At 47.5% G+C, this 16,199-nt stretch carries 2 protein-coding genes; both read left to right on the top strand.

Annotated features, from left to right (window positions below; genetic code table 11):
* Positions 1–151: 151 nt before the first annotated feature.
* On the top strand, positions 152–2,170 hold the full coding sequence (locus BST85_RS07820) for a DUF7507 domain-containing protein (RefSeq protein ID WP_181039989.1): 2,019 nt from the start codon (positions 152–154) through the stop codon (positions 2,168–2,170).
* Positions 2,170–16,194 (top strand): beta strand repeat-containing protein, encoded by a 14,025-nt coding sequence (locus BST85_RS07815; protein ID WP_104812741.1) that lies wholly within the window; start codon positions 2,170–2,172, stop codon positions 16,192–16,194. The genes BST85_RS07820 and BST85_RS07815 overlap by 1 nt, the downstream gene beginning before the upstream one ends.
* The last annotated feature ends 5 nt before the right edge of the window (positions 16,195–16,199 follow it).

The raw sequence follows: 16,199 nt of genomic DNA, 5'->3' as shown, positions 1-16,199 counted from the left end.
CTATTGCCTGTTCCGAAAATTAGTTGATCCTCAACTTGTAGGATTTCATTCGATTTACCGTTAAGTCGCCAAAACAGGCGCTTCACGGTCAATATTGAAATTGATATGACGTGGGGTTTAACCCCCTCTGGATTAACTAAAATATATGGACATGCAAAAGTTTACGATTGTTGAGATCAAGCGAGCGCTTTACTCAGTCACGGTTGCATTATTATTTTCGTTTTTTGCCTTTGGTCAAACCAAGGAGATACCTTCAGGATCGGTGATCATCGACATGGGTATATCCCCTCAGACCATAGACAATGGAGTCAAACCTTACGGGTTGGTTTATTCCTTGATCAAGAATTACAATGTAACTGTGATCTGGTCTATAGAACCGACCAAGATAAGTGGTGGCACTGACTTTACGGTAGACGGGAAAACATTCAGAGGTGGTCCATTCATTATCGAGCAAGGCTCACTTACCCAAGCCGTACTGGATGAGATCAGCGACTGGGAGGATGAGGGTGTAGTTACCTATACAACACTGACCGATAAGATCATTCCGGTTTACCAGGAGATCAATTATTACGGAAACTGGGTCTTAGACCCTCAGAACGGGGTAAAGATCACCAAGAAGTACCTAGATGCAGCAGGTATTCCAAACACGGACTTCAGAGAGGCCGAAGCGGACGATCTAACTTCTTGTGATGACGTTTATTTATTACCTCACGCGGATGTCACATGGGACAAGCACGGTAATCTGATCAATTGGAACTCCCCCATCGCCGATGGTGGTAGTGCAGGTTGGATATGGACCGGATGTAAGGCTGTATCAGGTTTGGAGAACTTAGTGGATCCAAACGACTCCAGTGTCCGAGCAAATTTTCTGGCTAATGACCCTACAGTGCCTCCCACTCAAGCTCAAGAGGACTTTGGATACTCCCTGATCTACGACGGAGCCCATGAGGATGCATCCAACGATTTTGACAATTATGTGCAGGGATTCCCCGCGGATCCTTTTATGCAATTTTTGGGTAAACCTGGAAAGATATTTGACGAGGGAGCAGAACGCGTTTATGTCCTATTTCCAACCGGTAGTTGGAGAAGTTCAACAACAGTCGCGATATATGATCCAAACCAGCCCGATGTAATTAATGGTATCGGAGGTTTGGATATTGACGGTCCTGCCGCGCTCTTAGCGTATGGTCGGGCGTTTGGTGATGACGACCGAGGTATGGTCATGTACGAAGCCGGTCACGAATTCAAGGATAAGAACGATGATCCAGATGATAACGGTGGAGAAAACGGACAGGTTGCTGCAATCAGGGCATTCCTGAACTTCTCTCTTTTAGCACCTAATTCCAAGGTTCCAACCATCGTTGATGATACGGGAACTGTTCCATCAACGATTTCAAGCGGAGAACCTATTCAGTTCGATCTGTCTGGTTCTACAGGAAGCGGAACCCTTAGTTTCGAATGGACCACTTCTTGTTCCTTCGGGACTTTCGACAACCCCACGAGTTCTATGCCCATATTCAATCCCGGTATAGTATCGGATGTTGAATGCTGTGTTATCCAAGTAGAGATCACTGACGAATGTGGAAGACGATCGTTCAATACTTATCCTGTTTGTATTCAGCCTCCGGCTCCTCGTATAGAAATTACGAAGGCAGGAACCCTGAATGACGAGAATCAGGACAATTGTTCTGATGCCGGTGAAACCATAACCTATGATTTCGTAGTTCGAAACCTGAGCTCAGTGGAGATCGAAAATATTGTCGTTAATGATCCACTTCTCGGTGGGGACATTCCTGGCCCAATATCAGGTGACACTGATAACGACGGTAAATTGGACATTAATGAAATGTGGTCCTATTCCGCAAATTACATTATCACTCAAGATGATATCGATCTAGGTCAGGTAGAGAATCAGGCAACTGTTACGGGAGTAGGGAATGGACAGATTACCTCTGACCTTTCTGATGATATTAGCGTCAACGCACCTAATCCGCTACGACCTAAAAACATGTACGGAACTACTCGGACTCCAATTTATACAAGTATCAATCCTGGTTCCTGGACCAATCCTAATACATGGTCTGGCGGTAATGTTCCTCCGATCAATCTGAACAATACGGATGTAGTTAATATCAATACCCGGGTAGAATTGACCTCCGGGGGGTACTGATGAATGGTAATGCAATCTTGAATATCAATGAGATATTGGTTATTTCAAATGGAGATCTTACCATCGAAAGTTCTGGTAACGTCGTCAACATAACTACGGCATTACTTCGGTTGCCAAACGGAAATGTAACGAACAAAGCCGGTACCATCAACTTTATAGATGGTGCAGTCCAGATCTGTGATAATAATTATAAGGACGAAACCACTGACAATAGTGTCGGTACTTTCGGAACCGGTTACATCTATGCCCGCAACGGAAATATCGAGAATGTCAATGCGAATAGTGGCTTTTTTAGCAATACTATAAATTGGTGTACCGCTAACGGAAATGGGGTCAATCTACCCATACCAGAAAACTGTGGATTGATCAATCCTCAGGATTGTAATGATGAAGGGTTCTACCTCACATTATTGGTACCCGAAGATGATCCGACCATCATTCAGTTGTGTCAGCGGCCTGAGATCGCCTTGGTTAAAGAGGCGGAGGTGACCTTAGATCCGGACGATGGATGTGTGGACATAGCTGTTGATGGTACAATCAATTATAAATTCACATTGACCAACCAAGGGAACGTCAGTATCTCTGCGGTTGTCTTGGAAGACACTTTCTTAGGTGGTGTCATTACAGGACCCGCGAGTGGTGATGCTGATAATGATAACAAGCTAGACGTAACCGAAACATGGATCTACACGGCTAGTCATACCGTTACTCAAGATGACATAGAAGCCGGAGAGATTGAAAATACCGCCACTGCAACTGGGGAAGCTCCTAATGGCGATGCCGTTGGAGATGTTTCCGGAGCAACCGTGAGCGATGATGATCCAACCATTACTCCAATTTGTCAGGACCCGGCCATCGCTTTGGTGAAAGAAGCCGATGTGGTTCTAGACCCAGTTAATGGCTGCGTTGCTGTTCCCGTAGACGGAACCATCAATTACATCTTTACTGTCACTAATCAGGGTGATGTAGAGCTCTCCAATATCGTTCTCGACGATCCACTCGTAGCCAATGCTGCTTATGATTCCGGTGATGATGGCGATGGGATCTTACAGCTGGATGAGACCTGGATTTATTTAGGTAGTTATCAGGTAACCCAATCGGATTTACAAACAGGTAGCGTTACCAATACCGCTACTGTTAGTGGAGAATCGATTGGAGAGACAGTAGAGGATACTTCGGGTGCGACCATATCGGATGACGATGAGACCATTACTCCTGTTTGTCAAGAAGCGGTTATTGCCCTGCTGAAAACTGGAGAATTGAACGATGACAACCAAAATGGATGTCTCGAACCTGGAGAATCGATCACCTATACCTTTACTTTATCTAATGAAGGAAATGTTACTGTTTCCTCAGTAGGAATCAGTGATCCACTACTCAATGCATTACTCACTGTTCCGAACAGTGGAGACGATAACGATAATGATATTCTTGATGTCGGAGAAACCTGGATCTTCACAGCAAATTATAACCTCACCCAGACTGATCTGGATGCCGGGCAGGTATTGAATACGGCCACGGCAAGCGGAATGGGTCCAGGTAATGCTCCGGTATCTGACGATTCACACCCCACGGACATCACATTGGATGGAGAAACAACTACTTCATTTGATACTTGTCCAATTATTGACGCAGTGGATGATTCTGCTGGACCATTGGCCGGTGTGAACGTGGAGATCGAAGATGTTTTAAATGTCTTTGACAATGATACCTTTAACGGATCACCGGTGGATCCACAGGACGTAACCTTGACGGAAACTGTTGCAGAGCCAAATGGTTATCTGGAACTAAATTCAGATGGTAGTGTCGATGTTGCAGCAAATACACCTCCTGGTCAATATCAACTGACCTATCAGATCTGTAGTGTTGATTATCCGGACGTTTGTGATACCGCTGTGGTGACTGTGACTGTTGTTGCGCCTGTGATCATTATTAACGCACAAGAAGTCTGTGATAATGATACCCCGTATCTGGATTTCACGGTCACCTTGGATAATTTTACCTCTAACGAAGATCTGGTAGTTGAGTGGCTGGATTCTAATAATCAGGTGGTTCAGACCGATATCTTCCCGACAAATGGAAATACAATTATCAGTGATCGGATTCTTTGGCCTGGAGCTGAAGTTGATGGACAAGGAAATCCAACAGACTGGCCAGGATGGGAATTTGTAGGTGGAGTATGGATAGAGACAGATGATGGATTCCTCGATTTCCGTCCAACAGCAACAGTTCGATTCAGTATTAACCCAACTCAGACCATACAGGTTTCTTATCCACCGTCATCACCGTTCTGTGTGACCGGACCTAGATTAGACGCCGATTTCACTCAGGTCGATGTACTTTGTACGGATGATGCGACTGGTCAGATAGATGTGACCGTTAGCGGTGGTGTTGCACCATTTACCTTTGCTTGGTCAACCAACGATGGTTCAGGAATTGTAGACGGACAAGAAGACCAGACCGGACTGACCGCCGGAACCTATACTGTATTGATTACAGATTTCATTGGACTGACCAAGGAATTAAATATAACGATCACTGAACCTGCAGAGGCAGTTACGGCTACCATTACCACCGTTAATGCAACTGCTGCAAATAATTGTTCAGATGGATCTGCTACTGTAAATCCATCAGGCGGAACAGGAGATTATACCTATCAGTGGAGTGCCAGTGCCGGAAGTCAAACTACGGCCACGGCCACAGATCTGCCGACAGGTAGTCACAGTGTGACTGTGACCGACGAGAACGGTTGTGAGTTCACGGATACTATTACAATTAGCTGTAACCAACCAGGAATTGCCTTGGTTAAGGTTGCCGACGTGACCTTGAACCCGAATGGAAACTGTGTGGATATTACAGTGAACGGAAGCATCGATTACATCTTTACGGTTACCAATACCGGTAACGTACCATTGTCCAGCGTACAAGTGACCGACCCTAAAGTTTCGCCGATCAACTTTGTTTCTGGTGACACTAATAACGACGGTTTCCTCGATACCAACGAGACTTGGACCTATGGAGGTTCCTACACAGTAGATCAAGATGATATTGACGTCGGGGAGGTTGTCAATCAAGCCGAAGTTACGGCTATTGACGATCTGAACCAGCAGGTGGATGATACTTCTGGTACTGATGCCAGTAACGATACAGAGACAGTTACACCGATCTGTACTTCTGCCAGTATTGCTTTGATCAAGACGGCCGATGTACAGGCTGATCCACAGACTGGATGTGTTGATCTGGTCGTGGGTAGTATCATCAACTACAGCTTTACGGTAACCAACACGGGTAATGTGACCTTGACCAATGTAGTGGTCAGTGACAATGCTGCTGGTGTTGTGCTAAGCGGAGGCCCAATTGCTTCCCTGGCCCCTGGAGCGGTAGACAATACGACATATAGTGCTACCTACGAGGTAACTCAGGCTGATATTGATGCTGGAACCTTCTCGAACCAGGCGATGGTTACGGGAACACCACCGAGTGGCCCGAATGTAACGGATGACTCTGATGATGACAGTAATCTGGAGGATGATCCTACGGTTACACCGATCTGTACTTCTGCCAGTATAGCTCTGATCAAGACTTCTGATTTTACCAACTTTGACAATAACGGAAATTGTATTGCCTCAGTTGGCGATGTGATCAACTATACATTTAGTATTAGGAATACCGGAAATACGACTTTGACCAATGTAACTGTGGTTGATAATACCCCGGGTGTAGTATTGGTTGGAAGTCCAATTGCTTCTCTTGATCCAGGGGAAGAAGACACGACGACTTATACAGCTACCTATGTAATCACCCAGGATGATCTGGATGCCGGACAGTTTACCAACCAGGCATCGGTCTCGGGTACTCCACCTAGTGGACAGGATGTGACTGATCAATCGGATGATGATAGCTATACTGAGAATGAGCCCACGGTTACACCAATTTGTAACCTGGCCAGTATAGCCGTGATCAAGACCGGAGTACTCAATGATGAGAATGGAGATCAGTGTAGTGATCCGCAGGAGACCATTACCTATACTTTTACGGTATCTAATGAGGGTACTGTTACTTTGACCAATGTTGAGTTGACCGATCAGATGCTGGGTGGTATTATTACTGGACCGGACAGCGGAGACGATAATAATGATGGATTCCTTCAAGTTGACGAGGAGTGGATCTATACAGCAGATTATACCATTACTCAGGCCGATATTGATGCTGGAGAAGTATCGAATCAAGCAGAAGTTGTTGCATCAACAACAGGGGCTGGACCTGGAGGCCTGACTAATGATTTTTCAGATGACAATTCTGTTATTGAGAATGATCCGACGGTTACACCCCTTTGCCAGAGTGCCAGTATTGCCTTGATCAAGACGGCTGATGTCCAGGCTGATCCACAGACTGGATGTGTTGATCTGGTCGTGGGTAGTATCATCAACTACAGCTTTACGGTAACCAACACGGGTAATGTGACCTTGACCAATGTAGTGGTCAGTGACAATGCTGCTGGTGTAGTACTTGTTGGTGGTCCGATTGCTTCACTCGATCCGGGCGAGGTTGACAATACGACCTATACGGCTAGTTATACGGTTACCCAGGCAGACATTGATGCTGGTACTTTCTCCAACCAGGCGATGGTTACCGGTACTCCACCGAGTGGCCCGAATGTAACGGATGACTCGGATGATGACTCCAACTTAGAGAATGATCCGACAGTTACACCGATCTGTACTTCTGCCAGTATAGCTCTGATCAAGACTTCTGATTTTACCAACTTTGACAATAACGGAAATTGTATTGCCTCAGTTGGCGATGTGATCAACTATACATTTAGTATTAGGAATACCGGAAATACGACTTTGACCAATGTAACTGTGGTTGATAATACCCCGGGTGTAGTATTGGTTGGAAGTCCAATAGCTTCTCTTGATCCAGGGGAAGAAGACACGACGACTTATACAGCTACCTATGTAATCACCCAGGATGATCTGGATGCCGGACAGTTTACCAACCAGGCATCGGTCTCGGGTACTCCACCTAGTGGACAGGATGTGACTGATCAATCGGATGATGATAGCTATACTGAGAATGAGCCCACGGTTACACCAATTTGTAACCTGGCCAGTATAGCCGTGATCAAGACCGGAGTACTCAATGATGAGAATGGAGATCAGTGTAGTGATCCGCAGGAGACCATTACCTATACTTTTACGGTATCTAATGAGGGTACTGTTACTTTGACCAATGTTGAGTTGACCGATCAGATGCTGGGTGGTATTATTACTGGACCGGACAGCGGAGACGATAATAATGATGGATTCCTTCAAGTTGACGAGGAGTGGATCTATACAGCAGATTATACCATTACTCAGGCCGATATTGATGCTGGAGAAGTATCGAATCAAGCAGAAGTTGTTGCATCAACAACAGGGGCTGGACCTGGAGGCCTGACTAATGATTTTTCAGATGACAATTCTGTTATTGAGAATGATCCGACGGTTACACCCCTTTGCCAGAGTGCCAGTATTGCCTTGATCAAGACGGCTGATGTACAGGCTGATCCACAGACTGGATGTGTTGATCTGGTCGTGGGTAGTATCATCAACTACAGCTTTACGGTAACCAACACGGGTAATGTGACCTTGACCAATGTAGTGGTCAGTGACAATGCTGCTGGTGTTGTGCTAAGCGGAGGCCCAATTGCTTCCCTGGCCCCTGGAGCGGTAGACAATACGACATATAGTGCTACCTACGAGGTAACTCAGGCTGATATTGATGCTGGAACCTTCTCGAACCAGGCGATGGTTACGGGAACACCACCGAGTGGCCCGAATGTAACGGATGACTCTGATGATGACAGTAATCTGGAGGATGATCCTACGGTTACACCGATCTGTACTTCTGCCAGTATAGCTCTGATCAAGACTTCTGATTTTACCAACTTTGACAATAACGGAAATTGTATTGCCTCAGTTGGCGATGTGATCAACTATACATTTAGTATTAGGAATACCGGAAATACGACTTTGACCAATGTAACTGTGGTTGATAATACCCCGGGTGTAGTATTGGTTGGAAGTCCAATTGCTTCTCTTGATCCAGGGGAAGAAGACACGACGACTTATACAGCTACCTATGTAATCACCCAGGATGATCTGGATGCCGGACAGTTTACCAACCAGGCATCGGTCTCGGGTACTCCACCTAGTGGACAGGATGTGACTGATCAATCGGATGATGATAGCTATACTGAGAATGAGCCCACGGTTACACCAATTTGTAACCTGGCCAGTATAGCCGTGATCAAGACCGGAGTACTCAATGATGAGAATGGAGATCAGTGTAGTGATCCGCAGGAGACCATTACCTATACTTTTACGGTATCTAATGAGGGTACTGTTACTTTGACCAATGTTGAGTTGACCGATCAGATGCTGGGTGGTATTATTACTGGACCGGACAGCGGAGACGATAATAATGATGGATTCCTTCAAGTTGACGAGGAGTGGATCTATACAGCAGATTATACCATTACTCAGGCCGATATTGATGCTGGAGAAGTATCGAATCAAGCAGAAGTTGTTGCATCAACAACAGGGGCTGGACCTGGAGGCCTGACTAATGATTTTTCAGATGACAATTCTGTTATTGAGAATGATCCGACGGTTACACCCCTTTGCCAGAGTGCCAGTATTGCCTTGATCAAGACGGCTGATGTCCAGGCTGATCCACAGACTGGATGTGTTGATCTGGTCGTGGGTAGTATCATCAACTACAGCTTTACGGTAACCAACACGGGTAATGTGACCTTGACCAATGTAGTGGTCAGTGACAATGCTGCTGGTGTAGTACTTGTTGGTGGTCCGATTGCTTCACTCGATCCGGGCGAGGTTGACAATACGACCTATACGGCTAGTTATACGGTTACCCAGGCAGACATTGATGCTGGTACTTTCTCCAACCAGGCGATGGTTACCGGTACTCCACCGAGTGGCCCGAATGTAACGGATGACTCGGATGATGACTCCAACTTAGAGAATGATCCGACAGTTACACCGATCTGTACTTCTGCCAGTATAGCTCTGATCAAGACTTCTGATTTTACCAACTTTGACAATAACGGAAATTGTATTGCCTCAGTTGGCGATGTGATCAACTATACATTTAGTATTAGGAATACCGGAAATACGACTTTGACCAATGTAACTGTGGTTGATAATACCCCGGGTGTAGTATTGGTTGGAAGTCCAATAGCTTCTCTTGATCCAGGGGAAGAAGACACGACGACTTATACAGCTACCTATGTAATCACCCAGGATGATCTGGATGCCGGACAGTTTACCAACCAGGCATCGGTCTCGGGTACTCCACCTAGTGGACAGGATGTGACTGATCAATCGGATGATGATAGCTATACTGAGAATGAGCCCACGGTTACACCAATTTGTAACCTGGCCAGTATAGCCGTGATCAAGACCGGAGTACTCAATGATGAGAATGGAGATCAGTGTAGTGATCCGCAGGAGACCATTACCTATACTTTTACGGTATCTAATGAGGGTACTGTTACTTTGACCAATGTTGAGTTGACCGATCAGATGCTGGGTGGTATTATTACTGGACCGGACAGCGGAGACGATAATAATGATGGATTCCTTCAAGTTGACGAGGAGTGGATCTATACAGCAGATTATACCATTACTCAGGCCGATATTGATGCTGGAGAAGTATCGAATCAAGCAGAAGTTGTTGCATCAACAACAGGGGCTGGACCTGGAGGCCTGACTAATGATTTTTCAGATGACAATTCTGTTATTGAGAATGATCCGACGGTTACACCCCTTTGCCAGAGTGCCAGTATTGCCTTGATCAAGACGGCCGATGTACAGGCTGATCCGACTACGGGATGTGTTGATCTATCGGTAGGTAGTATCATCAATTATAGTTTTACTGTAACCAACACGGGTAATGTGACCTTGACCAATGTAGTGGTCAGTGACAATGCCACTGGTGTTGTGCTGAGCGGAGGCCCAATTGCTTCTCTGGCACCTAACGCTGTAGACAATACGACTTATACGGCTACCTATGAGGTAACCCAAGCTGATATCGATGCGGGAACTTTCTCTAACCAGGCGATGGTTACGGGAACACCACCGAGTGGCCCGAATGTAACGGATGACTCTGATGATGACAGTAATCTGGAGGATGATCCTACGGTTACACCGATCTGTACCAGTGCCAGTATTGCCTTGATCAAGACGGCCGATGTACAGGCTGATCCGACTACGGGATGTGTTGATCTATCGGTAGGTAGTATCATCAATTATAGTTTTACTGTAACCAACACGGGTAATGTGACCTTGACCAATGTAGTGGTCAGTGACAATGCCACTGGTGTTGTGCTGAGCGGAGGCCCAATTGCTTCTCTGGCACCTAACGCTGTAGACAATACGACTTATACGGCTACCTATGAGGTAACCCAAGCTGATATCGATGCGGGAACTTTCTCTAACCAGGCGATGGTTACGGGAACACCACCGAGTGGCCCGAATGTAACGGATGACTCTGATGATGACAGTAATCTGGAGGATGATCCTACGGTTACACCGATCTGTACTTCTGCCAGTATAGCTCTGATCAAGACGGCCGATGTACAGGCTGATCCGACTACGGGATGTGTTGATCTATCTGTAGGTAGTGTGATCAACTATAGCTTTACGGTAACCAACACGGGTAATGTGACCTTGACCAATGTAGTGGTCAGTGACAATGCCACTGGTGTTGTGCTGAGCGGAGGCCCAATTGCTTCTCTGGCACCTAACGCTGTAGACAATACGACTTATACGGCTACCTACGAGGTAACCCAGGCTGATATCGATGCGGGTACTTTCTCTAACCAGGCGATGGTTACGGGAACACCACCGAGTGGCCCTAATGTAACGGATGACTCTGATGATAACTCGAATCTGGAGGATGATCCGACAGTTACACCGATCTGTACCAGTGCAAGTATTGCACTGATCAAGACGGCTGATGTCCAGGCTGATCCGACTACGGGATGTGTTGATCTATCTGTAGGTAGTGTGATCAACTATAGCTTTACGGTAACCAACACGGGTAATGTGACCTTGACCAATGTAGTGGTCAGTGACAATGCTGCTGGTGTAGTACTTGTTGGTGGTCCGATTGCTTCTCTGGCACCTAACGCTGTAGACAATACGACTTATACGGCTACCTACGAGGTAACCCAGGCTGATATCGATGCGGGTACTTTCTCTAACCAGGCGATGGTTACGGGAACACCACCGAGTGGCCCTAATGTAACGGATGACTCTGATGATAACTCGAATCTGGAAGACGATCTGACAGTTACACCGATCTGTACCAGCGCTAGTATTGCACTGATCAAGACGGCCGATGTACAGGCTGATCCGACTACGGGATGTGTTGATCTATCTGTAGGTAGTATCATCAATTACAGCTTTACGGTCACCAACACGGGTAATGTGACCTTGACCAATGTAGTGGTCAGTGACAATGCCACTGGTGTTGTGCTGAGCGGAGGCCCAATTGCTTCTCTGGCACCTAACGCTGTAGACAATACGACTTATACGGCTACCTATGAGGTAACCCAAGCTGATATCGATGCGGGTACTTTCTCTAACCAGGCGATGGTTACGGGAACACCACCGAGTGGCCCGAATGTAACGGATGACTCGGATGATGACTCCAACTTGGAGAATGATCCGACAGTTACACCGATCTGTCAGGATGCTGCCATTGCCTTGGTGAAGACAGCTACTGTGGATCTGGATCCGACAGACAACTGTTACGATGTAACTGTTGGCGGACTGATCACGTATCGCTTCGAGGTGAGCAACCAGGGTAATGTATCACTGGATAATGTTGTGCTGGATGACCCACTGGTAGCCAATGCTGCTTATGTAAGTGGCGATGCTGGAGATGATGATATCCTTGGTGTAGGCGAGGTATGGATCTACGAGGGTAGCTATGCGGTTACGCAGGCTGACATCGACGCTGGATCTGTGACCAACACGGCCACGGTAACAGCTGACGATCCACAGGATAACGAAGTAGATGACACCTCTGGTGCCACGATCTCTGATGACGAAGAGACGGTGACTCCGATCTGTCAGGATGCTGCCATTGCCTTGGTGAAGACAGCTACTGTGGATCTGGATCCGACAGACAACTGTTACGATGTAACGGTTGGCGGACTGATCACGTATCGCTTCGAGGTGAGCAACCAGGGTAATGTATCACTGGATAATGTTGTGCTGGATGACCCACTGGTAGCCGATGCTGCTTATGTAAGTGGCGATGCTGGAGATGATGATATCCTTGGTGTAGGCGAGGTATGGATCTACGAGGGTAGCTATGCGGTTACGCAGGCTGACATCGACGCTGGATCTGTGACCAACACGGCCACGGTAACAGCTGACGATCCACAGGATAACGAAGTAGATGACACCTCTGGTGCCACGATCTCTGATGACGAAGAGACGGTGACTCCGATCTGTCAGGATGCTGCCATTGCCTTGGTGAAGACAGCTACTGTGGATCTGGATCCGACAGACAACTGTTACGATGTAACTGTTGGCGGACTGATCACGTATCGCTTCGAGGTGAGCAACCAGGGTAATGTATCACTGGATAATGTTGTGCTGGATGACCCACTGGTAGCCGATGCGGCTTATGTAAGTGGCGATGCTGGAGATGATGATATCCTTGGTGTAGGCGAGGTATGGATCTACGAGGGTAGCTATGCGGTTACGCAGGCTGACATCGACGCTGGATCTGTGACCAACACGGCCACGGTAACTGCCGATGATCCACAAGACAACGAAGTAAGTGACACCTCTGGTGCTACGATATCTGATGACGAAGAGACGGTGACTCCGATCTGTCAGGATGCTGCCATTGCCTTGGTGAAGACAGCTACTGTGGATCTGGATCCGACAGACAACTGTTACGATGTAACGGTTGGCGGACTGATCACGTATCGCTTCGAGGTGAGCAACCAGGGTAATGTATCACTGGATAATGTTGTGCTGGATGACCCACTGGTAGCCGATGCTGCTTATGTAAGTGGCGATGCTGGAGATGATGATATCCTTGGTGTAGGCGAGGTATGGATCTACGAGGGTAGCTATGCGGTTACGCAGGCTGACATCGACGCTGGATCTGTGACCAACACGGCCACGGTAACAGCTGACGATCCACAGGATAACGAAGTAGATGACACCTCTGGTGCCACGATCTCTGATGACGAAGAGACGGTGACTCCGATCTGTCAGGATGCTGCCATTGCCTTGGTGAAGACAGCTACTGTGGATCTGGATCCGACAGACAACTGTTACGATGTAACGGTTGGCGGACTGATCACGTATCGCTTCGAGGTGAGCAACCAGGGTAATGTATCACTGGATAATGTTGTGCTGGATGACCCACTGGTAGCCGATGCTGCTTATGTAAGTGGCGATGCTGGAGATGATGATATCCTTGGTGTAGGCGAGGTATGGATCTACGAGGGTAGCTATGCGGTTACGCAGGCTGACATCGACGCTGGTTCTGTGACCAACACGGCCACGGTAACTGCCGATGATCCACAAGACAACGAAGTAAGTGACACCTCTGGTGCTACGATATCTGATGACGAAGAGACGGTGACTCCGATCTGTCAGGATGCTGCCATTGCCTTGGTGAAGACAGCTACTGTGGATCTGGATCCGACAGACAACTGTTACGATGTAACTGTTGGCGGACTGATCACGTATCGCTTCGAGGTGAGCAACCAGGGTAATGTATCGCTGGATAATGTTGTACTGGATGACCCACTGGTAGCCAATGCGGCTTATGTAAGTGGCGATGCTGGAGATGATGATATCCTTGGTGTAGGCGAGGTATGGATCTACGAGGGTAGCTATGCGGTTACGCAGGCTGACATCGACGCTGGTTCTGTGACCAACACGGCCACGGTAACTGCCGATGATCCACAAGACAACGAAGTAAGTGACACCTCTGGTGCTACGATATCTGATGACGAAGAGACGGTGACTCCGATCTGTCAGGATGCTGCCATTGCCTTGGTGAAGACAGCTACTGTGGATCTGGATCCGACAGACAACTGTTACGATGTAACTGTTGGCGGACTGATCACGTATCGCTTCGAGGTGAGCAACCAGGGTAATGTATCACTGGATAATGTTGTGCTGGATGACCCACTGGTAGCCAATGCTGCTTATGTAAGTGGCGATGCTGGAGATGATGATATCCTTGGCGTAGGCGAGGTATGGATCTACGAGGGTAGCTATGCGGTTACGCAGGCTGACATCGACGCTGGTTCTGTGACCAACACGGCCACGGTAACTGCCGATGATCCACAAGACAACGAAGTAAGTGACACCTCTGGTGCTACGATATCTGATGACGAAGAGACGGTGACTCCGATCTGTCAGGATGCTGCCATTGCCTTGGTGAAGACAGCTACTGTGGATCTGGATCCGACAGACAACTGTTACGATGTAACTGTTGGCGGACTGATCACGTATCGCTTCGAGGTGAGCAACCAGGGTAATGTATCGCTGGATAATGTTGTACTGGATGACCCACTGGTAGCCGATGCTGCTTATGTAAGTGGCGATGCTGGAGATGATGATATCCTTGGTGTAGGCGAGGTATGGATCTACGAGGGTAGCTATGCGGTTACGCAGGCTGACATCGACGCTGGTTCTGTGACCAACACGGCCACGGTAACTGCCGATGATCCACAAGACAACGAAGTAAGTGACACCTCTGGTGCTACGATATCTGATGACGAAGAGACGGTGACTCCGATCTGTCAGGATGCTGCCATTGCCTTGGTGAAGACAGCTACTGTGGATCTGGATCCGACAGACAACTGTTACGATGTAACTGTTGGCGGACTGATCACGTATCGCTTCGAGGTGAGCAACCAGGGTAATGTATCGCTGGATAATGTTGTACTGGATGACCCACTGGTAGCCAATGCGGCTTATGTAAGTGGCGATGCTGGAGATGATGATATCCTTGGTGTAGGCGAGGTATGGATCTACGAGGGTAGCTATGCGGTTACGCAGGCTGACATCGACGCTGGTTCTGTGACCAACACGGCCACGGTAACTGCCGATGATCCACAAGACAACGAAGTAAGTGACACCTCTGGTGCTACGATATCTGATGACGAAGAGACGGTGACTCCGATCTGTCAGGATGCTGCCATTGCCTTGGTGAAGACAGCTACTGTGGATCTGGATCCGACAGACAACTGTTACGATGTAACTGTTGGCGGACTGATCACGTATCGCTTCGAGGTGAGCAACCAGGGTAATGTATCGCTGGATAATGTTGTACTGGATGACCCACTGGTAGCCGATGCTGCTTATGTAAGTGGCGATGCTGGAGATGATGATATCCTTGGTGTAGGCGAGGTATGGATCTACGAGGGTAGCTATGCGGTTACGCAGGCTGACATCGACGCTGGTTCTGTGACCAACACGGCCACGGTAACTGCCGATGATCCACAAGACAACGAAGTAAGTGACACCTCTGGTGCTACGATATCTGATGACGAAGAGACGATCACACCGATCTGTCAGATTCCTGTTATCGCAATTGTAAAGACAGCCAGTTACGAGCCTAATGGCGAGTGTAGTGCTATAGGTGATATAATTGACTATACTTTCCAGGTATATAATACTGGAAACGTAACCTTGTCCAATATTGTAGTGGAAGATCCGCTGGTGGGTGGAGTAATCTCCGGCCCAAATAGTGGTGATACCAATAATGACGGACTTCTGGATATAGACGAAGTATGGACCTATACGGCAAGCTATGGAATTAGTCTGGATGATATAGACACAGGATCTGTTTCCAACCAAGCAACTGCTACAGGAACAGCCCTGATCAGTCTGAGGTCAGTGATCTTTCCGGAGCAACTGTCGATGACGATGAGACTACCATTACGGATCTATGTCAAATCGCAGATCTAGCCATA

The sequence above is a fragment of the Aureitalea marina genome (assembly GCF_002943755.1).
Classification (GTDB): domain Bacteria; phylum Bacteroidota; class Bacteroidia; order Flavobacteriales; family Flavobacteriaceae; genus Aureitalea; species Aureitalea marina.
The sequence above is the reverse complement of the archived record's forward strand: the minus strand, read 5'-3'. Positions and strand labels throughout refer to the sequence as shown.